The sequence below is a fragment of the Gammaproteobacteria bacterium (ex Lamellibrachia satsuma) genome (assembly GCA_019623805.1).
In the GTDB taxonomy this organism is placed as follows: domain Bacteria; phylum Pseudomonadota; class Gammaproteobacteria; order Chromatiales; family Chromatiaceae; genus QGON01.
This window is the reverse complement of record CP053680.1, coordinates 17,042-38,152: the sequence shown is the minus strand read 5'-3', so window position 1 is coordinate 38,152 and position 21,111 is coordinate 17,042. Positions and strand designations below refer to the sequence as shown.

General features: G+C 52.5%; 16 protein-coding genes and 2 tRNA genes. 12 read left to right on the top strand and 6 right to left on the bottom strand.

Going from position 1 to position 21,111, the window contains the following annotated elements; genetic code table 11:
- Window positions 1-40 precede the first annotated feature (40 nt).
- Both HPY30_00165 and HPY30_00160 read right to left on the bottom strand, forming a co-directional pair.
- Window positions 41-1,153, bottom strand: coding sequence for a hypothetical protein (locus HPY30_00165; protein ID QYZ64540.1), 1,113 nt, complete (start codon window positions 1,151-1,153; stop codon window positions 41-43).
- Window positions 1,154-1,383: 230 nt separating this feature from the next.
- The gene (locus HPY30_00160; protein QYZ64539.1) at window positions 1,384-2,568 is read right to left on the bottom strand and encodes a DUF5610 domain-containing protein; all 1,185 of its coding nucleotides are present in this window, start codon (window positions 2,566-2,568) and stop codon (window positions 1,384-1,386) included.
- 495 nt (window positions 2,569-3,063) lie between these two features.
- On the opposite strand from HPY30_00160, the gene HPY30_00155 reads away from it, so the two are divergent.
- Window positions 3,064-4,335, top strand: coding sequence for a tyrosine-type recombinase/integrase (locus HPY30_00155; GenBank protein QYZ64538.1), 1,272 nt, complete (start codon window positions 3,064-3,066; stop codon window positions 4,333-4,335).
- 198 nt (window positions 4,336-4,533) lie between these two features.
- Here HPY30_00155 and HPY30_00150 read toward each other — a convergent pair whose 3' ends face one another.
- Window positions 4,534-5,781 (bottom strand): IS701 family transposase, encoded by a 1,248-nt coding sequence (locus HPY30_00150; protein QYZ64537.1) that lies wholly within the window; start codon window positions 5,779-5,781, stop codon window positions 4,534-4,536.
- A 271-nt stretch (window positions 5,782-6,052) separates the two neighbouring features.
- On the opposite strand from HPY30_00150, the gene HPY30_00145 reads away from it, so the two are divergent.
- The 3 genes from HPY30_00145 to HPY30_00135 all read left to right on the top strand — a co-directional run bounded on the left by HPY30_00145 (window position 6,053) and on the right by HPY30_00135 (window position 10,351).
- Entirely contained in the window at window positions 6,053-6,898 is an 846-nt protein-coding gene (locus tag HPY30_00145) for a hypothetical protein (GenBank protein QYZ67842.1), read from the top strand.
- Between the two features lie 146 nt (window positions 6,899-7,044).
- On the top strand, window positions 7,045-7,350 hold the full coding sequence (locus HPY30_00140) for a hypothetical protein (protein ID QYZ64536.1): 306 nt from the start codon (window positions 7,045-7,047) through the stop codon (window positions 7,348-7,350).
- 1,252 nt (window positions 7,351-8,602) lie between these two features.
- Window positions 8,603-10,351, top strand: coding sequence for a phage major capsid protein (locus HPY30_00135; protein ID QYZ64535.1), 1,749 nt, complete (start codon window positions 8,603-8,605; stop codon window positions 10,349-10,351).
- Between the two features lie 555 nt (window positions 10,352-10,906).
- On the opposite strand, the gene HPY30_00130 is transcribed toward HPY30_00135, so the two are convergent.
- From HPY30_00130 to uvrB, 3 genes are all read right to left on the bottom strand, one after another.
- Window positions 10,907-10,983, bottom strand: a tRNA-Val gene (locus HPY30_00130).
- A gap of 132 nt (window positions 10,984-11,115) precedes the next feature.
- The gene (locus tag HPY30_00125; GenBank protein QYZ67841.1) at window positions 11,116-11,751 is read right to left on the bottom strand and encodes a protein-L-isoaspartate(D-aspartate) O-methyltransferase; all 636 of its coding nucleotides are present in this window, start codon (window positions 11,749-11,751) and stop codon (window positions 11,116-11,118) included.
- Between the two features lie 343 nt (window positions 11,752-12,094).
- Window positions 12,095-14,101: an excinuclease ABC subunit UvrB gene (uvrB, locus tag HPY30_00120; protein ID QYZ64534.1), complete on the bottom strand. Its 2,007-nt coding sequence runs from the start codon at window positions 14,099-14,101 to the stop codon at window positions 12,095-12,097.
- A gap of 98 nt (window positions 14,102-14,199) precedes the next feature.
- On the opposite strand from uvrB, the gene HPY30_00115 reads away from it, so the two are divergent.
- The 8 genes from HPY30_00115 (at window position 14,200) to HPY30_00080 (ending at window position 21,110) form a co-directional block, all read left to right on the top strand.
- Window positions 14,200-15,387, top strand: coding sequence for a pyridoxal phosphate-dependent aminotransferase (locus HPY30_00115; protein QYZ64533.1), 1,188 nt, complete (start codon window positions 14,200-14,202; stop codon window positions 15,385-15,387).
- Between the two features lie 111 nt (window positions 15,388-15,498).
- On the top strand, window positions 15,499-16,062 hold the full coding sequence (locus HPY30_00110; GenBank protein QYZ67840.1) for a prepilin-type N-terminal cleavage/methylation domain-containing protein: 564 nt from the start codon (window positions 15,499-15,501) through the stop codon (window positions 16,060-16,062).
- 65 nt (window positions 16,063-16,127) lie between these two features.
- Window positions 16,128-16,203: transfer RNA gene (locus HPY30_00105), tRNA-Asn, on the top strand.
- 316 nt (window positions 16,204-16,519) lie between these two features.
- Window positions 16,520-16,828 (top strand): hypothetical protein, encoded by a 309-nt coding sequence (locus HPY30_00100; GenBank protein QYZ64532.1) that lies wholly within the window; start codon window positions 16,520-16,522, stop codon window positions 16,826-16,828.
- Window positions 16,829-16,856: 28 nt separating this feature from the next.
- Entirely contained in the window at window positions 16,857-17,324 is a 468-nt protein-coding gene (locus HPY30_00095; GenBank protein ID QYZ64531.1) for a transcriptional regulator, read from the top strand.
- A gap of 147 nt (window positions 17,325-17,471) precedes the next feature.
- The gene (locus tag HPY30_00090) at window positions 17,472-18,824 is read left to right on the top strand and encodes an IS1182 family transposase (GenBank protein QYZ64530.1); all 1,353 of its coding nucleotides are present in this window, start codon (window positions 17,472-17,474) and stop codon (window positions 18,822-18,824) included.
- 117 nt (window positions 18,825-18,941) lie between these two features.
- On the top strand, window positions 18,942-20,060 hold the full coding sequence (locus HPY30_00085) for an APC family permease (protein QYZ64529.1): 1,119 nt from the start codon (window positions 18,942-18,944) through the stop codon (window positions 20,058-20,060).
- A 21-nt stretch (window positions 20,061-20,081) separates the two neighbouring features.
- Window positions 20,082-21,110 carry an inorganic phosphate transporter gene (locus HPY30_00080; GenBank protein QYZ67839.1) on the top strand — a complete coding sequence of 343 codons (1,029 nt, stop codon included), beginning with the start codon at window positions 20,082-20,084 and terminating at the stop codon, window positions 21,108-21,110.
- Window position 21,111: the final 1 nt, after the last annotated feature.

Genomic DNA, 21,111 nt, shown 5'->3' with positions numbered 1-21,111 from the left:
TCCAGGGAATGGACGATTCCGGCGGTTGGTTTTTAATACATTACTTCACGACCAGATGACGATAATCATCAAGGAAGTTTGCAGCGACTTCCTTGATGGCCTGTTGGAAGGGAAAGCGATCCCGAACAGTCGGGTTGAGGTGGTTTTTGATTTTCTTTTTCTTACGGCCTGTGTCGCAGTCAACCAGATTGAGCCGAAGATCCGGCCAGTAGGCTGAATCAATATCGGACAAGGCGAATGGGATCTCCAGGTCTGCCAGCAGGAGCCGTTCGGCTCCAACCTGTCGACAGAGTGCCAGGTAGGGTTGATCCGTTTTTTTCAGTATTTGGCGGAGCGTTTTTACCTCTTGCTGCTTGATCTCTGCTTCATTGCCAAAAATATCCTCGGCAATGTTGATCAATTCTGCCGAGACCTGCCTGCCGAAATCAATGGCTGATTTATCTATGCCCACCCGCCTGTCGGCATCGGCCTGCACCAGTACTGTCAGGCTGGGTTTGGCCGGTGCTTGGATGGGTTTACTGACTGTGCTCGGGGCCAAAACCAGTGTCTCGGCAGTCTTGGCGAGTGGTTCCGGTGGTTGCGGTTGAGTGAGCACAGGTGCAGGTTTAAGGATCTGTTTCTTGGTGATTTTTACCGGGGGTTTGGATATCTGCTTCTCGATGACTTTTGCCGGTGGCTTGGATATCTGTTGGGTTGTCGCCTGCGGCACCGGGGGAGCTATGGGTTGTGTGGCTGAGGCAGTCGGGGTGGCTACAGGCTCAGGCTTCAGTTTTGGAGAATTTTTCTTTATTGGCTGAACGGGCGGAATGGCGCTCTCCTGCTGGGTGATTTCGGGTTTGGCAGGGAAACTCTCCTGTTTAGGTAAAACCTGCGTGGAGGAGGGTGGCGGGATTGAACTGGCTGTAGTTCCAGGTGGGGCCAGGTCCGCTGTTTGTTGCGGCAGTATCCTGGGTGCCAGCATCATCACCACCCCCAGGATGATCAGAATCAGAGAGGGGTTATTGACATCAATCTTGATGCCGAAGGCCTCAAAGCGGTTGCTCTGGCTCTTTTCGTCCTCAGAGGCGGTTTTTCCTGTGACGAAGATGAACAGGCCAACGATCAACAGGCCCAGACCGGCCCAGAAAAGCAGTGTGTCCAGCGGTAGCGGCATCAGGTTCCCTCATTGTTTGATTTCTTCCTGCCACTGATGCTGCATTTTGTGTGGCCTCACTGAAAATCTAACTCAAAAAGAACATTCACGCTAGATCGATTCCGAATATGGTGATACATCAATTAATATGAGTCACTGTCATCTCGACCGCTGGGAGGGATCTCAAACCAAGTTATTAAATGGTCAGACCAAACTTTCGAAGGTACAGCGAGGCAATAACATTTCAATCATCAATCCTCCTCCCGTAGTCCTGCATTTTCCACCAGAGTCACTGCTACATCTTCCAGTTCTTCATCTCCATTCTTATTCAGGAGCTCAGTAAAACCCTCCGAGTCGGGATGATGGGACAATAACCCCTGCAACAGATCTTTCGTCGAACGATCAGCATCCTCCATTATTTCTTTGGCCTGTCCCAAGACACCTGACAGTTGATCCAGCAGATTATCTATACGATCCAACCCGGATAGTTGAGGGTGCTCTGAGTTATCCAGCTTGCTGACTTCATGGTACTTTGTGGTTGCCACGCTGGTGAGACTATGACTCATTTCCATTGAAAAACCGACAATTTCATCTGTGTTGTATCCCAGGTTCATACCCTGTTCGAAAGCGGCCTGGATATCACCATCAAAAAATGACTCGCTCACCCCCTGAAGTGCATTGGTGAGATCCGTGATGGCTGTTAACTCATCATTGTCCAGATCGCCTTCAACAGAAAAAGAGAGGCGACTGTTAAAGCTCGATGAATAACTTGCGCTGATGGCTGTGTTTTCATCCGACTGATGGAAGGAAACAGCACTCTGTTCTCGTTGACTCTGCCGAAACTTCAAAGTCACTACATCGCCATCCTGGGTTTGGATTTGTAACTCAAATGCAGATTTCTCGACTTGTCGAAAACCCATCGATGCTTCAATCGTTTGAATGCCATCTGTTGACGTTGGTGCTTTTATATCCTGCTCCAGACCTTGCATAATCAGTTTCTTGACCGTTTTGATTCCTGATTTCACGGAATCATTGAGCAGTCCCATTCCATCCAGGGCATCCCTTGCATCCTCCAGACCTTGCTTGATACCGGATTTTGCCTGCTTTAGCAGGGATTCCAACTGATCCGGACTAGCGCCTTCGGCTTCAGCCTGTTTTAATCGGTTTTGTACAAATCCCAGTACATTGTTGGCAACAGTTTCTGCATCGAATGTATTATTGGAACGATCAACCGGCACGACCTGACTTGGAGAGCCAAGTATTCCCGAGAGTCTTTGATCGAGCACCTGCTGCACCCGGGTGAATGCATCGGATGGGTCAGAATTGCCTTTCACCACATCGACTTGGGGTGGTGTTTTTGGTGCCAGACTGAAATCACCGAAATTTGGCTGGAAATGCCTGAATTGATCAAGTTGATTGAGCGCCACACTGAACATTATTCATCCTCCAGGAAATGAATGCTTATGGTCGGTGTCGGCCTGTTGGTCAGTAACTTGAGAAATAATCATGAGTTTCCGGGCCGGTGCCCGAAAATCCTGGCATTGTGGTTTTATTTGTGGGGCTTCACGGGGATCTGGCTGAATGCGGAGTGCAGCGGATTGCAGGGATAAAAAAAGGGGCTACCGATTTCGGTAACCCCTTGATTTTATTTGGTAGGCGCGAGTGGATTCGAACCACCGACCCCCACCATGTCAACCTACACATACACCTCTCCATTCCATAACAAATAACAACATGAATCCCTTTGTTTTCATGGCCTAAACGCAATAACGACCCCCATCACTTGCGTTACTCTATAACATGCCATAACATACCGATACGGGGTGTCTGTTACTCCAGAAATTGATATTTGTTACTCCAGAACGACAAAACCCCAAGTGCCGCCCACCGGCCTTGGGGTTTCTAACCAGACCGGCAAACGAGGTGCTGATATGGCTACCAACAGTATACCAAAGACACCCAGTAACGGTTTCACCGATGCCTTTTTGCAACGAGTAAAACTAAAATCTACCGATAAGCGGTATGAATTGGCCGACAAAGACCAACGGGGCTTGCGTCTCCGGGTCTCCCCATCTGGCACCAGAACCTTTGTTTGGTACTACAGAAGTGGCAACACCACCAAATGCCACACCATCGGCCAATATCCAAGTGTCAGCCTGGCCAATGCCCGGAAGGAAGTTCGAGAGCGCAAAGTGAAATTGATGGATGGGGTGCAACCTCTTCAGGCCATCGACGGGGATGCCCCTAAAACGGTTAGAGAGTTGGGCGAGGTATTCTATGAAAAGCGCATAGTCGCGGTTCGCAAACGGCCCGATGCTGTCCGGCAGATACTCGACCACGATATCTATCCTGTTGTCGGCTCAAAGCGGCTGCGCTCTGTCACCTTGCAGATGCTCGGCGGCGTTATCGATACCGTAGTTGCCAGAGGGGCCAACACCCACGCTGGCAAGGTGCTGGCCGTCCTCAAGCAGATGTTCAGATGGGGGGAGGGCAGGGGCTTCATTGAGAGAAGTCCAGCCTATGCGATGAGTGCTGACGATTACGCTATCAGATCCGGGCAGAAAAGCCGGGCACTGGACACAGATCCCCACGGCAACCCATTGGCCAAGATGGTGGAGATACCGGCTCTTTGGGTTGCTCTCGATGCCGCTCCCAAACTTTCTCCCGCAATACGATATGGCGTGAAGGTATTGCTGCTGACCGGCGTACGGTCGCAGGAGTTGCGGCTTGCCAAGTGGCCAGACGTTGACCTGAAAAAAAGTGTTTGGACGATTCCCGTTTCAAATCAAAAAGTGAATCCAAAACAGATGACCAGCGCCAAGCCTTGGCAGGTGCCTCTCTCTCCATTGGCCATTGAGCAGTTCAGGAAGTTGGAGTATTACTCAATCAATCAGTATGTGATGCCTGGAAAGAAGGATGGGCCGCTCACCGATAAAGCAATCGGCCGGGCCGTCCGGCGTTTGTTTGAACTGAAAGCATCTGACGGCTCTCCCATCCTTCCGATTGAGAAGTTCTCTCCACATGACCTACGGCGAACCCTACGCTCCCATCTCGATAGGCTGGAAGTGCCTTTGCACATCAGTGAGTCCTGTCTCAATCATTCGCTGGGCAAGATCGTCCAGACCTATGCCACCAGCACCTATCTGGACGAGAGGCGGGAAGCCTTACAAAAATGGTCTGATGAGGTTTCTAGGGGGATTTAATAATGCTTGCGCTAGACACCCAGGAAAAGAAGGATCTGTTTGAGTTCTGGAAGAAGAGTTTCTCCCATGGCCCCGGTTATCATATTGCTCGTTTTACTCTCGCTGCCCGAGAAATACTTCGAAAAAATGGACTCAATACCACTGCTGAAGGCATACACGAGAATCCGCAGCCTTCTAGTTCTACTTTGTCAGATTCCATCACCCGGCAACCGACTGTTCCAGCGTCTGTTTTCGATATTGGGAGTCGATAGCCGCTTGTCGTTTACGATGCCGTTTCGTCATTTGCCGTAGTATTTCATCGCGTTCAATATCTCGCCGTGGCAGGAAGGCACGCAATAGCGATTCGATGTCTGAACAACTGAGTAAGGGGTGATCATCTTTTTGCACAATTCGCTCTTCGAGCATGAATAACATCGCCATCATGACCAAGGCCATATGGTGATGCCAGGATTTCCATTTACGGGCCTGATAATCAGCAAGACCTGATTCACTCTTACCATCCTGGAACGAACGCTCAACCCAGAACCGCTGCGCCTGCATCTTTGCAAGACAATGGGATGGCGTTTCTTCCGGTGCATTCGACAAGGTGTATTTAATCGTCTCCGGTGAATTGACCTCTCGTCGTACAATCAGGTGCCATTGATGTGCCTGGGCTTCTTTTCCATCCCAAAGCCAAACCCGATGATGCAGGATCTCGACGCGCAGTTTGCCCTTGCTGCTATCCCGTAATACCACTTGCTGCCACTCGCTGTCCCGTTGCTCATTGAGCCACTGGTCAACGCGCAGACGGGCTGCCTGGGCTTGCAGACGACTTCGACGACGACCGCGCGTTGTCGTGCTCTCCGGTATGAACGGCTGTGGATCTTCCAGGTAGACCTGTTGGTCTTTGTGGATGTCCACCACAAAGGTTTCACCCATCGCCTCCAAACCCCTCAGAAAAGCCGGATCCTTCCCGTATCCCCCATCTGCACCCACCCAGGCAAAACGCAGGCCAAGCGTCCTCTGATGACGCACCATCTCCAGCGCCAACTCTGACTTGCTTTGATGTTTCCGTTCAACTTCCGGGATACCCGCCTTGCGACAGCGAGCCGGGTTCGATACCCACTCTTTGGGTAGATAGAGACGTTCATCTATCAGCGTGGACAAGTGCCCTTTACCCAGTGCTGCGAATACACCAACCTGGCAGTTATCCACCTTGCCCTGGCGGCCATTCCATTGGCGTTTAACCCCCACTGAATGTTTACCCTTCTTGGCAAGGCCACTCTCATCGAGCAACAGACAGGTATCCGCGGTTCCACCCAGCCATTGATCGGCTTCCAGCGCCACTTGGTCTAACACCGCACGATGATCCCACGGGGACTCGGTGAGCATATGCTGGAGACGCTGATCATCTGCGCCTGCAACCACCTCTTCCATGCGTTCCATGTTCTTTCTCTGCGCTTGCATCAGGCCTTTGAGATAGTGTGTGACCGGTTGAAACACCGACCTCGTCTTGCTTCGAAAATGGGATTCAAAGCGGTACTGGAAACGTTGGAATCGCTCCGCTATGCGATCGATTCTACTTATGCGCGTATCAGGTAATTCAAATGACCTTGGTGCTTGTCATTTGATGCTCTTCCTTACGATGATTGCCAAGAAATTCACAGCATATATTTTATATTATTCAGTGAGTTACTTATAGATCTAATCTGACAAAGTAGAATTAAGACGGCCGAATATCGGGATACAAACCGGCAAGCAGTCTGGTATTGTCGTTATCGACATAGATCCGCGCAATGGCGGAGACGCGACCTTTTCAGACCTGATTGCCAAATATGGATCACTGCCTGACACCTTGCAATCAATTACAGGCGGTGGAGGCTATCACTTATTCTTCAAATACCCAGGGGGGAAACTCAAAGGCAAACTGGGTGCTGGTATTGATGTGAAGTCGGACGGCGGTTTTGTTGCCGCACCACCATCTGTGCATCCAGAGACGAAGAAGCACTACGAGTGGCGAAATGATTCTGATATTGCGGACATGCCTTCATGGATGCTTGACCTGTTAACCCAGGTAGCTATAAAGCGGGAAACAGTAGAAAACATCCCTGAAGGAGAGCGCAACGAGACACTATTCAAGATCGGGGCGGCGTTAAAGGGAAGCAAGTCTGCAAGGCAGATAGAAACTGCACTGCTGGAAGAAAACCTGATCCGGTGTGTCCCGCCATTACCTGACGAAGAAATCCACGCCATTGCTGCAAAGATATCAGCTTACGAATCAAATCTGTCATTTAAGACACGCTGGCAAAAAGCAATAACACGTGACGCCACGTTAAGCGCGTATCGGCGATTCATTATCCTTGCCTTATCGATCGACTACATGGATGAAAACGGCCGGAACTGCTACCCGGCAATGGAGACGCTTGCGATTGATCTTCACGTAAGCCGAACAGCATTAAGCAATGCGCTGGAGGCGGCAATCGAATGCGGATGGCTTGAACGATATCGCAGACCAAAACCCAAGCATTCAACAGGCAAACAGAAGTGGAGTTACGGATATATTGCAAAAATCAAGAAGCCTTGATGTTTACCGCGTGAACAACAAACAGCCTTTGATGTTCACCCCAGAACAAAAAGTGTCACCAAATGAACACAATCATTAAAAGATCATTGTCCCCTTCTTGTGCTTCCTCGTTCGGGTGCAATGAAACGAAACTCAGAGGAAACAAAATGGATAAAGAAACATCAGACAAACTACTCACAGTTAAACCACTCGACTTAGCTGGCTACCTGTTTGCCAAAGCAGAAGTTGACCCAGACAAATTCACCGAGCAGGAAGCGGCTGCAATCATTGAGGCGTTCACGCTTGCCCAGGCTGCCATTCAGGCTTATCTGGTAGACGGTTTGCCGTTTGAGCGGATTATTGCCGGGTTTAACCTTGTGGCACCTCTCGCACACCAAGTATTCCCACGACACATGATTGAGGCACAGTTCAGAAAAACCGAGCGTGACTTCAAGGGCGTGAGTGTTAATTGAATGCTGCGCAAGGTGGAAGAATAGACTCCTAGAGCAGAGATATTCAGTTTCTAATAGTAGGTAAGGCGTTCAACTCTTGCGGCGCGTTAAGGTACTGTGGTGACCCTTGTCTGAGGGTAACTTCGCATTGCAAAATATGACTAGGTATAGGTTTTTTTATGGAGTTTCCGTTTCATGCCATATGCGTCAATTAATGAATTATCGTTATTAACGGGCTTTTCACGCCGCACTGTTTCAAAGCGGCTTTCCGAGGCTGGCCTGGCGTCAAAAGGCAGAAAAGGGAGCGGTTATCAATTCGAAACGACTGCTGCCTTCCCCATCCTTTATGAGCTTGAAAAGCTGCGTTCAGTTAATGAATCATATGACCTCATAGAGCAAAGAGCGCGGTTAACTTTTCATCGGGCGAATTGTGCGCAATTGAAGGTGGATCAGTCGAGTGGTGAGCTAATCTCATCTGATTCCGTCTTGCAGCGATGGCATGCCTTGGTTACGTCTGTCCGCGCACAACTTTTATCACTTCCCAGTAAAGTCGCGCCGTTGGTTGTTGCGGAAGATCGAGTAACGCATGTCGAATTAATTATCCGAAAAGCTGTATATGAGGCACTCACCGAGCTGGCAGGAAGTGGACTATCATCGGATGTGGAAAGGCGCAAGTGTGTCGCGACGCTCAGGATGCGAAACGGGACATCCCAGTCCCCCTTTCGCCCTCGCTTGTCACGACAGCCTATTGTGCCCCGGCCGCCCTGCGTCCGTGCCGCTTCGCCACACCATTGCTTCGCTCGGCGCTGGCTACGCAGCACTACCTCAAATGGCTAGACGGCGTGTCGGATGCGCTTGCATATGGCCTCCGCTGGCTGCAGAACTTCGTTCTTCCGCCACTCCGGCCATACGCCCGCGCCTACGCCTTCCGGGGACTACGCGCCCTCGCTTCGCTCTCCATGGCGCGCAGCGTTTGAAATAAGCGTTTTAATTTTCATTTTTACCCAGTCTTGAATGATCAATGCTGTATTCTAAATATCAACAAATTTTGTCTACCGACTGTATAGACACTTTTAACACCGGGTTCAATTGCTACGCGCTTGCCTGTTGCGTTGTTGAAAGTAGGCGTCTCAACAGTGGCGGCGGAAGATGGAGCCATAAGGCCGGAGTCTTCTGGAATGACGTTGAAACTGCGCCATCAAAGATGGTGTGAAAACGTATGTCCAGGCTCCAGCTTTTGCTTTTGTGCCTGGACCTAAACAGGAGGGCATAAATGCACTCACGCAATCTCGATATCGAGTGGCAGCGCGCGCAAGATGAAGACCGTTCAGCGCCTGCTGTTTTAACGACTGAATACCCGGTTGACCGTGGCAGCTATATGGAAGTACTCGACTTGAGTTCTTCAAATAGCGTAGACCTGTCACGCGCACCGCTTCCCCTGATTGAATCTCACGATAACAGCAAGCTGAATGTTGGCGTGGTTGAAAACATCCGCGTTGAAAATCACGCGCTGCGTGGAACTGTCCGTTTAGGCAATTCAGCCAGAGCAAAGGAAGTATGGAGCGACATCAAAGCCGGGGTCGTTCGCAATTTATCAATTGGCTATCAGTGGAAGGACTACGTCGAAGACGGCGATACCATCCGTGTTACGCGATGGCTTCCCTACGAAACAAGTTTGGTAGCTGCCCCGGCAGACCCTAATTCGGGGCTGTACCGATCAGAGAATTTTGGAGTATCTAAAATGAATACCGAAGACAAAACCGAAAAACTTTCCCGTTCAGAGCGACGTTCTCGTGCGCAAACCGTAGAAGCAGAGCGCACAAGGATCTCTCAGATCACCAATCTCGCCGCCGTTCATGGTCAGGAAGCGCTCGCCCGGCATTTTGTGGACAATGGCAGGAGCCTGGAAGAATTCCGCCTTGCTGTTTTGGACGCTATCGAGACCAAGGGCGGCATTACCCGCGCTGAAGATCCCGAAGTTGGCTATGCTCATTTTATGCGAGGCCGAGAATATAGCCTTTCACGTGTGATCGCTGCGATGGCAGATCCCAAGTCCAGAGAGGATATCGGCTTTGAGCTGGAACTGTCGCAGGAAGAACAGCGTCGGCAGGGCAAGCGCACCAATGGCATTTTGGTGCCACTGTCCGCCATTATGAAACGCGACATCACCGCAGGCGGCACCGGCAGCAACTTGATCGGCACCGATCACCTCGAAAGCGCCTTTATCGATGTGCTGCGCAACCGTTCACATGTACTGAGTTTGGGCGTAACCATGCTGGAAGGTTTGGTGGGCGATGTATCCATTCCACGTAAAACCGGCAGTTCTACCGGTTACTGGATTGCTGGCGATGGCTCTGACTCACTCACAGAGTCCACCCCTGCTTTTGATGCGGTTTCGTTAAGTCCAAAAACTGTTGGCGGTCTGGTTGATTTCTCCCACAAGATGCTTGTCCAGAGTTCACCGGATATCGAGAACATTGTTCGTCAGGATTTGGCCGACATGCTGGCTGTAGAGATCGACGCCAAGGCGATTAATGGTTCCGGCGCATCGAACCAGCCCACCGGCGTACTCAATACCACCGGCATTGGCTCCGCCACCTACACTAACGGCGGCTCCCCGAGTTTTGCCGATATCGTGGGTCTGGAGGGTGATCTGGCAGCCGCTAACGCCGATATGGGCAATCTTGCCTATCTGGCTGCGCCTGCCATTGCCACCACCCTGAAAACTACCGACGTGGGGACTGATACCGGGCAGTTTATCTGGACTGCTGGCAATGAGCGCGGAACCGGCTCAATGAACGGTTTTCCGTCTCTCTACAGCGGAAACGTGCCTGCCGGTTATGCGTTGTTTGGCAATTGGTCTGATCTGGTCGTCGGTACTTGGGGATCGTTGGAGATCCTGGCCGATCCTTATGGCGCAGGGTTTGCAGCCGGTACGGTCAGTGTACGGGCCTTGATGGACATAGACTTTGCCGTGAGACATGCCGGAAGTTTCTCTGAAATACACGAGGCGGCAGTTTAAGCGGCTAATCCCCGCCGGGCCGGAGCAGATTGGTCTATCACTGAGGTGATTCTGTTCCGGGATGCCGCTCCCGATGCCTGCTAGCAGTGGGTGACACGCGGCATCTTTCCTGTCCAAGTCCCGGGCGGCTAGTTTCTGCCAAAGTTTGCTTGGGTGTCTGAGATGCTGGCGGATTTTTTTGGCTTCGGCAAATTCCGACTTCTCAATAAAAGGCGGTTCACCGTGGCCCGTCTTTTTTCCTCTCCCTGGACCATGAGTTGAGCGCCCCATCCCAGACATCATCTGCCCAGCTTTGCGCTCGGCTCTGATTCTTATCTCGGTGGCTTTGCGCTCGGCACGAATGCGAATCTCTTTCGCCTTCCTTTCTCCTGCTGATTTACCAAGAACTTGGTAAAACGTTCTCCGCGCGCGTTGGGGAACTGCTGACTTTCTTATGTGGCGACCTACATGGAAAGGGCAGGGTGGGCAGAGTAACTGGCCATTCCGGCGTTACTCCAGCCGTTACTCCAGGCAATAAAAAAGCCACCCCGATTTCTCGTAAGTGACTGATTTAATTGGTAGGCGCGAGTGGATTCGAACCACCGACCCCCACCATGTCAAGGTGGTGCTCTAACCAACTGAGCTACGCGCCTGCTAAGAGCGCGAATAATACAGGTGGATATATACGCATTGCAAGTGCCGGAACAGATTTTTTGCCCGCTTCCCGGAGCAGGCTGTTTCTGTGCCTACAGGCTGCAGAAAGGGTCGTCGACTTTTCTCTTTGGTTAGTGCTCGCCGGTCATTGGGACGAAGGCCACAGGCAGCAGACTCTTCTCGGTCACATTTCCGGATTCGTCCTTCTCAAGCAGAAGAAGATCCTGCCCGTAGAAACGTCCGCCAACGGGTAACACCAGGCGTCCTCCAGGTGCCAACTGATCCGGCAGGTGAGGGGGGACTTCTGTGGCTGCGGCTGTTACCAGAATGACATCGAAAGGAGCCTCCTCCGGCCAGCCGAAGTAACCATCGCCGATCCGGCTGATGATGTTCGGGTAATTCAACTCATCGAACCGTAACTTTGCCTCATCCGCCAATTCAGGGATGATCTCAATGCTGTATAGCTTCCGTACAAGGAGCGACATCACCGCTGTCTGATAGCCAGAGCCTGTACCGACCTCCAGCACACGATCCCCCGGCGAGGGATTAGCCAGGTCAGTCATCAAGGCGACGATAAAGGGTTGAGAGATCGTCTGCCCGCGACCGATCGGTAGCGGGCTGTTGTCGAAGGCGTGGCGGCGCATATTCACGTCGACAAAACGCTCACGGGGTACCTTTGCTATGGCATCCAGCACATTGGGACTCAGCTCTGAACGACCAATCATTCGACTGGCATAGCGGGCCTCATCGACAATATCCTGCAGCATTTCTTTGATGTTATGCATTGCCCTCTACTTGAAAAAGCACCCGACTCACTCGCCAATTGTGGACGATTTGAGAAAGTGTTGCATGGTTATTTGTCAATTTTCAGAAATTGATTTCACCATGAAAGATGAAATATGTTCGCCCATGGTCAGGGCGGTCATCCTCCCGAAAAAAGGTTGCCCTGAAAAGTAGAGGTTTCTCGCAAGTTGCACCTTGGTATTTAGTCTGGCCGATTGTTCTACCCCAGATATTTGTGAAGATGGAACTGTATTCCGCATCAACTACGACATAGTGATTCATTCGATGTGGAATTAAGAAAAACGCCTCTGAAAAAATAGCCAGCACTCACGCAACCAACCCTTTGTCCTGCAGCGTTTTTATCTGATCCCTTACCTGTGCAGCTTCCTCGAACTCAAGATCCCGGGCGTGGCGGTACATCTCATCCTCCAACTCCTTGATGCGTTTGGACATCTGTTGGGGAGTGAGACTGGCATACTCAGCCGCCTCTTCCGCCACCCTGGCATATGCGCCGGGAGATACGGGAGCGCCGGGATAAGCACCTTCCATGATATCGGCGATGGATTTGCGGATGGTCTGCGGGGTGATGCCATGTTTTTCATTGTGAGCGATCTGCTTCTCGCGTCGGCGATCAGTTTCATCTATTGCGCGGCGCATGGATCCGGTAATCTGATCACCGTAGAGAATGGCCTTGCCGTTGGCGTTACGGGCCGCCCGGCCAATGGTCTGTATCAGAGAACCTTCTGAACGCAGAAAACCCTCCTTGTCCGCATCGAGAATGGCAACCAGTGATACCTCCGGCATATCCAGCCCCTCGCGCAGGAGGTTGATGCCGATCAATACGTCGAATTTTCCGAGCCGCAGGTCGCGGATGATCTCTACCCGCTCTACAGTCTCGATATCGGAGTGGAGGTAGCGCACCCGCACGTCGTGATCGCCCAGGTAGTCAGTGAGATCTTCCGCCATGCGTTTTGTCAGTGTGGTCACAAGTACCCGCTCGGCCTTGTCAGCCCGTAGACGGATCTCGGAGAGCAGGTCATCGACCTGGCTGGTTGCTGGTCTGACTTCAACGGCAGGGTCTATCAAGCCTGTCGGCCGCACCACCTGTTCAACGATCGCGCCCGAGTGTCCCATTTCATAGTCACGGGGCGTGGCGGTGACGTAGATGGTCTGAGGTGAGCGGGCCTCATACTCCTCGAATTTGAGCGGACGGTTATCGAGCGCCGATGGCAGTCGAAAACCATACTCGACCAGGGTCTCCTTGCGCGAACGATCCCCCCGGAACATGCCACCGATCTGGGGGATGGTGACATGACTCTCATCCACCACCAGCAGCGACTCTTCCGGCAGATAGTCGAACAGCGTCGGCGGGGCTTCCCCTGATGCGCGTCCGGAGAGATAGCGGGAGTAGTTCTCGATGCCGGAGCAGTAACCCAACTCCAGAATCATCTCGATGTCGAAGCGGGTGCGCTGATCCAGCCGTTGCCGCTCCAGCAGTTTGTGGGCTGACTCCAACTGCTCCAGTCGTTCTTTGAGTTCCACTTTGATGTGATCCACGGCCCCGAGCAACTTCTCCCTGGGAGTGACATAGTGGCTTTTCGGGTAGACGGAGTAGCGGGGCACCTTGCGCAGCACTTCGCCGGTCAACGGGTCAAAAATGGAGAGTTGCTCAATCTCGTCGTCGAAGAGTTCTACTCTCAGTGCTTCAGCATCGGATTCCGCCGGATAGATATCGATCACCTCACCCCGTACGCGGAAGGTGGCGCGATGAAGTTCCACGTCATTTCGTTTGTACTGCAACTCTGCAAGTCGGTGCAGGATGTCGCGTTGGTTGATGATATCGCCCCTGGAGAGATGCAACATCATGCCCAGATAGGAACGAGGATCACCCAAACCGTAGATCGACGAAACGGTTGCGACGATGATCGTATCCCTGCGTTCCAGGAGCGCCTTGGTGGCTGAAAGCCGCATCTGCTCGATATGTTCGTTGATGGAGGCATCCTTCTCTATGAAAGTATCGGAGGCCGGCACGTAGGCTTCGGGCTGGTAATAGTCGTAATATGAGACGAAATACTCCACTGAGTTCTGGGGAAAAAACTCCTTGAATTCACCGTACAATTGGGCTGCAAGCGTCTTATTGGGGGCAAGAACCAGCGTTGGCCGCTGAGTTTCCTGAATCACATTGGCGATGGTGAAGGTTTTACCGGAACCGGTCACCCCCAGCAGTGTCATACCTGCCTCGCCATCGTGGAGGCCCTCCAGCAGCCTTTTGATCGCGGCTGGCTGGTCGCCTGCCGGGTCAAATTTGGACACTAATTGAAAATCTTTCGCCATCAGGGATTCTGCATCTCGGGATAATTGGATATTATTGCACGTTGTCGCCTCTCGAGAGAGGCACTCCAGATTCGTCTCTTTTGCCACGGAAACTACAAATGAACACAAAACTCTCTGTAAGGGTACAGGCCGTCAAACCCTCTCCCACCTTGGCGATCACCGCTCGCGCCGCTGAGATGCGCGCTGCCGGCAAGGATGTCATCGGGTTGGGCGCTGGAGAGCCGGATTTTGATACGCCGGAGCATATCAAGCAGGCTGCCATCGAAGCGATTAATAGCGGTTTCACGAAATACACTGCTGTGGACGGCACGCCGGGCCTGAAGAAAGCGATTATCGAAAAGTTCCGGAAAGACAACGGGTTTGAGTATAAGCCGGAGCAGATTCTGGTCTCCTGTGGCGGCAAGCAGAGCTTCTACAATCTTGCTCAGGCAACCCTGGATCCGGGTGATGAGGTCATCATCCCTGCGCCTTACTGGGTCTCCTACCCCGATATGGCCATCCTTGCCGGCGGCGTACCCGTGTTGGTCCAGGCGGGCGCTTCGCAAAAATTTAAGATCACCGCCGCGCAATTGGCTGCGGCGATTACCGATAAAACCCGGCTGTTTGTCATCAACAGCCCCTCAAATCCCACTGGTATGGCCTATACCAAAGAGGAGTTGACTGCTTTGGGTGAGGTGCTGAAGGAACACCCCAGGATTATCATCGCCACTGATGATATGTACGAGCATATTCTCTGGACCGAGGCTCCTTTCGTCAACATCCTCAATGCCTGTCCGGAACTGGTGGATCGTACCCTGGTGCTCAATGGTGTCTCGAAAGCCTACTCCATGACCGGTTGGCGCATTGGTTACGCCGGCGGCCCGGCGGAGATCATCAAGGCGATGAAGAAGATCCAGTCCCAGAGTACCTCCAACCCCACCTCAATCTCCCAGGTGGCGGCACAGGCAGCGCTGGAAGGTTCTCAGGACTGCATTAGCGATATGCTCAAATTCTTCAAGGAACGTCACGACTATGTGGTCGATCGACTGACCATGATGCCTGGCGTCGAGTGCCTGCCTTCAGACGGCACCTTCTACTGTTTTCCCAACATCGAGGGTGCGCTGGAAAATATCGAAGGGGTTGATAACGATATGGAACTCACCGAATACCTCATACAAAAGGCTGGAGTGGCACTGGTACCCGGCACTGCGTTTGGTCTGGGTGGTCATGTAAGGATTTCCATCGCCACCAGCATGGAGAACCTGCGGAATGCCCTGGACAGGATCGAAAAAGTGCTTGTCGGATAAATCTTTGCGTGTAGACTGGGTCCTGATGAGAAAATAGTTCCCGGCGCTGGCGCTCAGGTTCAAGGAGTGAACTGAACGGACCGGCCACACACCTCTACTGGAGGGACAGACATGGATGTCGTCCTGAATAGACAAACACCAGCCTGCACGGCCGGTTTCACGCTTCCCGAACTGCTTACCACCCTGAGTGTTGCACTGATTTTGCTCAGCGCGGGGGTACCCGCATATCGCACACTGGCGGCAAACAGCCAGATGAGTGGTGAAATCAACAGTTTCATCAGCCACCTGCAACTGACGCGCAGTACAGCCATCATGACCGGTGGTCTGGCTATCCTCTGCCCCAGTTCCGATGCACAAACCTGTCTCGACGAGCCACTCTGGCATGAAGGTTTCCTGCTCTATGCAGACACAAACGGTAACCGGCAACCCGACGATGCCGAAAAACGGATTCGCTATCAGAATGCGACGAGGCACTCCCTCATCAGCATGCGTTCGACTCAGGGCAGGCGCCGCATCATCTACCGGCCTGACGGTACCTCTCCCGGCAGCAACCTCACCTTAACCTTTTGTGATGTAACAGAAAACATTGATCCCAGGGCAGTTGTGGTATCGAATGCCGGCCGCCCCAGAATATCCAAAACCCGACCCAGTGGTGGTGAATTGAGCTGCAATTGACTATTTCTGCACTTCCCTATTGACGCTCGGGACCTGTGTCATTAATATGCGCGCTGCAACACAATTCCCCGGTAGCTCAGTCGGTAGAGCGGGTGACTGTTAATCACTAGGTCGGCAGTTCGAGCCTGTCCCGGGGAGCCAAATAAATCAAGGGCTTAGCGAGAAATCGCTAGGCCCTTTGTTTTTGGGGTAGCAACTGGGGTAGCGTTTCTCAAGGTTTCATAACACTAACCTTTGCTATCTCGATCAAAATTATTTTGCATTATCTCGACATCGCCCGGCACATCAATGGAGACTTTGGGTGAGGCGCTGGTGCCACCCAGCACCAAGTGCCTATCACTGCGAAATGGGAATATTGATCAGTATCTAATAATTTAATTTGACTTAAACTCAAAATCTATAATAATTATAGGTGGATTTGATTGTTTATGTTACTGACGTTTATTGGTATTCGCTAATGGGCGAGATAAAAGCTTTTAAAATGACGCGTGAGCGCTTTGAGACGCTGGTTAAAAGGTTGGCGACTGATTCGTCGAATATCACGTTCATAAATAACTGCACCGATGGAGATTGGGAACGTGCGGTCAACCACCGGCAAATGCTGGTTTGTTTACAAAAGGGCAGTGTCCTCTCAGATCCTCGATGGGATGAGGAAAGCCAGACCCACATAGGGAACATGGGCCGTTTTCACGCTGGTCAGGACATCGTTTTAGAAATAGCTGTAGAAAAAGAACAACACTTATACGTAATTAACGTCTGTCAGTAGTCAGTGACTACATGACGGGGGGTGTGAAATGAAAGAAGAATTGTATCAATACACCGGTTGTGGGTTGGATTATATCTATCTGACCAACGGTTATGACATAAAAGAGACTCCGTTTGGCGAAGGTGTCACCATTCGCAATCTCGATGGGTTGCACCGTGCTATTGCTGCCGATTTAGTCGATGACAGACCTAACTGGACCGGGGCAGAGCTACGTTTTATCCGTAAGGAGCTGGGCTTCACCCAGCAGACCCTTGGTGCGTTTGTGTCACGTGACGCCCAGACTGTCGCTCTTTGGGAAAAAGACAAGCAGCCAGTACCTGAAGAAGCCAGCAACATCATCCGTGGGATTTATAAAAGCCGTATGGAAGGCAACGTAGAGTTTGAAAAGATGATCGAGCGCATCAATGAACTTGATCGCCAAATCAATGATGCGGAAGAAAGAATAACAGCCTACAAAGCAGATGCCTCGGGATGGCACACTGCAAAAGCCGCCTAATCAGGCGGATCCTCCCCAACCCCTGCCAGATATGTGGCAGGGGGCTTTTTGCAGTACAAGCATTGATCCTCACTAGGAGCCTGTCGGATTTAACCAGTCCCATTTGATAAAATACTGTAAGCCAAAGAATAACGAACCGAAGTCAGTATGTCAGATAAATTCCGCACGATTAATCGAGACACCCCCTATCTGTTGCCGCCCTCATTACAGGACTGGCTACCAGAGAACCATTTGGCGCGATTTATCGTGGACATCGTAGAACAGCTGGATCTGAAAGAGCTGGAATCTCAATACGGTGGCGGAGGAAAAGCGCCCTACCATCCAGCCATTTTGCTTTCACTGCTGTTCTACGGTTACGCAACCGGCGTATTCTCCAGCCGAAAGTTGGAGCAAGCCACCTACGACTCCGTGGCCTTCCGGTTCATTACGGCAGACAGCCATCCAGACCATGACACCATCGCCACCTTTCGCAAACGCTTTCTCAAGGAGTTGAAGGGATTCTTTGTCCAGATATTAGTGATAGCCAAGGCGATGAGTCTTTTGAAGATAGGCAATGTGAGTTTGGATGGGACAAAGGTCAAGGCCAATGCCAGCAAACACAAGGCGATGAGTTGGGGGTATGCCAACAAGCTTGAAGAGCAGCTTCATCGTGAAGTCGAGCTGTTGCTGAAAAAGGCCGAACAGGCCGATGCAGAAGAAGAGCCGGAACTGGATATTCCAGAGGAACTCAAACGTCGTGAGGACCGGCTTGCTGCGATAGCCAAGGCTAAGAAAGAGATCGAACGAAGAGCGCGTGAGCGCTTTGAAAAAGAACGGGCGGAATACGAAGAGAAGGTGAAGCGGCGTAAGGAACGAGAGGAAAAGACAGGGAAGAAGGCCAGAGGTAGAGTGCCAAAGCCGCCAGAAGAAGGTCCACAGGAAAAAGACCAAGTCAATTTCACGGATGAGGAGTCACGCATCATGCCCTCATCGGAAGGGTTTGTTCAGGCCTATAACGCCCAAGCGGCAGTTGATACCGGTACCCACCTGATCGTGGAGAACCATATTACCCAGCAACCCAATGACAAACAGGAAATAGAACCTGCACTTGCACAACTGAAGGCAGCAGAAGAGCAGCTGGGAAAACCACAAGGTCTGTTGGCGGATACGGGTTACTTCAGTGAAGAGAATGTCAATCGTTGTGAAGCACAGGAGATCACCCCCTACCTCTCCGATAGCCGCGAACGGCACAACCTGCCGCTGGAAGAGCGGCTGAAACAGGTGCCGCCCTGCCCGGAAGATGCCGATATGTTAACCCGAATGAGGCATCGACTCAGTACACCGGAAGGCAAGGCCGTGTATGCCACACGGAAATCGACAGTTGAGACCGTCTTCGGCATTATCAAAGAAGTAATGGGATTTCGGCAATTTCACCTTCGAGGGAGTGATTCAGCGCAAGGTGAATGGAATCTGGTATGTACGGCATGGAACCTGAAGCGGATGCATGCGCTGGCAGGCTGAGATATCGACAAGGATAGGTCAGTCTTTCATAATTCACTGCCCTACATAGAGCTTATATTCCTACAGAGGCAGCGATTATGGGAAAAACACGGTGGGCCGGAAAATATCCCTGGCTCAATGGATCAAACCCGACAGACTCCTATCCCGATTGAATACCTGGCGCAGGCCTACGGGGTGGGTCTGGTTTCCGGGGCTTTGAGCATCCTTCTCTATATCTCGGCCATGGTGGCATTGGCGCTGGTGGCCAAGACCTTCGGCAGCTATGCGCTGGCGCTGCTGCAGATTGAGGATGGCAGCCGCTGGGGCAACGGACTTGCTGACTTTGTCATCATTGGCTTCGTGTTGATCAACCTGGAAGGCGCAAAAAACGTTGCGCGCCTGGAGAAACTGGTTGTCGGCCTCAAGTTGCTCATCCTGGTCGGCTTTGCCGTGGCAGGTTTAAGCGTCTTCGAGCCTGCACTGTTATCACCGACCCGTTATCCGCCCGCTACGCAAGTGCTCTACAGTCTGGCGATTACTTTTTTCGCCTTCGAGGGTTTCCGGGTCATTACCAACGCCGCCGAAGACATGCCTGACCCGGCGAGGACCTTGCCGCGGGCGATGTTTCTGGCCATTGGCGGCGTGCTGGTCATCTACATTGCCGTGGCTCTCGCGGTGTTCGGTAATCTCGATGCGCAACAGGTCGTCGATGCCAAGGACTACGCCCTGGCCGAGGCGGCAAAGCCGGTGTTCGGCGCGGCCGGGTTCAGTATCGTCGCCATTGCCGCGCTTGTATCGACCGCCTCGTCCATCAACGCCAACCTGTACGCGGTGACTAATGTCACCTACCAATTGGCGAAAGAGGGTGAACTGCCCTCGGCGTTTGGCAAGCCTTTCGGAAAATCCCGCGAAGGACTGATCATCAGCGCCGCATTTATCATCCTGCTTGGCCATGCATTCGATCTGTCCGAGATCGCCGCAGTCGGCTCGATCACCATCCTGATCGTGCACCTTATGGTGCATGCGGGTCACCTGCGATTGCGCGACGAGACCGGCGCACCGCTGGTTATGATCGTGTTGGCCATCGTGCTGATCCTTGGGGCGATCGGGTTTGCTTCCGCCTACGCATTGGAGAGTTCACCGCATATTTTGTGGTTGGTCGCCGCCAGCCTCGCCACCGCATTCCTGGCCGAAGCCTTGCTGCATCGACTGACCGGCCGCCGCGTACAAACCCGCACGCCCGATCGGTCGGCCTGATTGGTGATGCTCATGGCGAATATTGACTTGATGTTGATTGCGGTGGTCGTCGCCGTCGCGGTATTCGATTTCACCAATGGTTTTCATGACGCCGCTGATATGGTTGCCACTGCGATCGCCTCACGTGCGATGCGCCCGGCAGTTGCTATCGCACTGGTGACGGGCTTTACTTTCATTGCACCCTTTACTGTCGGATTGGCCGTCGCGGATACTATCGGTACCTTCGTCGATATCAGTGGTGTGGATGCGCGGACTGGACAGATTGTGATCATTGCCGCGCTGTTGGCCGCCGTTACCTACAATCTGGCTACCTGGTTGCTGGGCTATCCGTCCTCCTCATCCAACTCGCTGGCCGGCGGTCTGGTCGGGGCGGGGCTCTATGCGGCGGGAGCAGACAGCATCAACTGGGGGCTGGATTCACTGGGCGATATGAGCCTGGACGGCGTTATGAAGGTGATTGCCGGTCTGCTGTTTTCCCCGTTGATCGGTCTCGTCTTCGGTTTTGCGATCATGCGGATGTTCCGGCGACTGTTCCGGCGTTTCACGATGCGGGCCAAGGTTCTGTTCAACGCCTCGCAGTACTTCAGTGTTGCCTGGCTGGGCTTTTCCCACGGCGCCAATGATGCCCAGAAAGGCATGGCCATTATCGGCATGATGCTGCTGGCGACGGGCTCGACGAGTGATTTCTCTGTCCCGGATTGGGCCATCGTACTGTGTGCCTGCGCCATCACTCTCGGCACGATGTTTGGCGGTTGGCGAATCATCAAGACCCTGGGGTTTGGCCTGTACCGGCTGCGCACTGTGCATGCGGTCGCCAACCAGCTGAGCGCCGCAGCAGTCAACAGCCTGGCTACCTCGATCGGAGCACCCACCTCGACCACCCAGGTGGTGACCGCCACCCTGCTTGGCAATGGCGCTGCTGACAAGCCCGGCCATGTGCGCTGGCGTACTGCTGCAGGCATTGTCGCCGGCTGGTGGCTCAACCTGCCAATTTCGATTCTGCTCGGCGTAGTCTATACGTTGTTTTTGCTAAGCCTTTGGAGGAATTGAA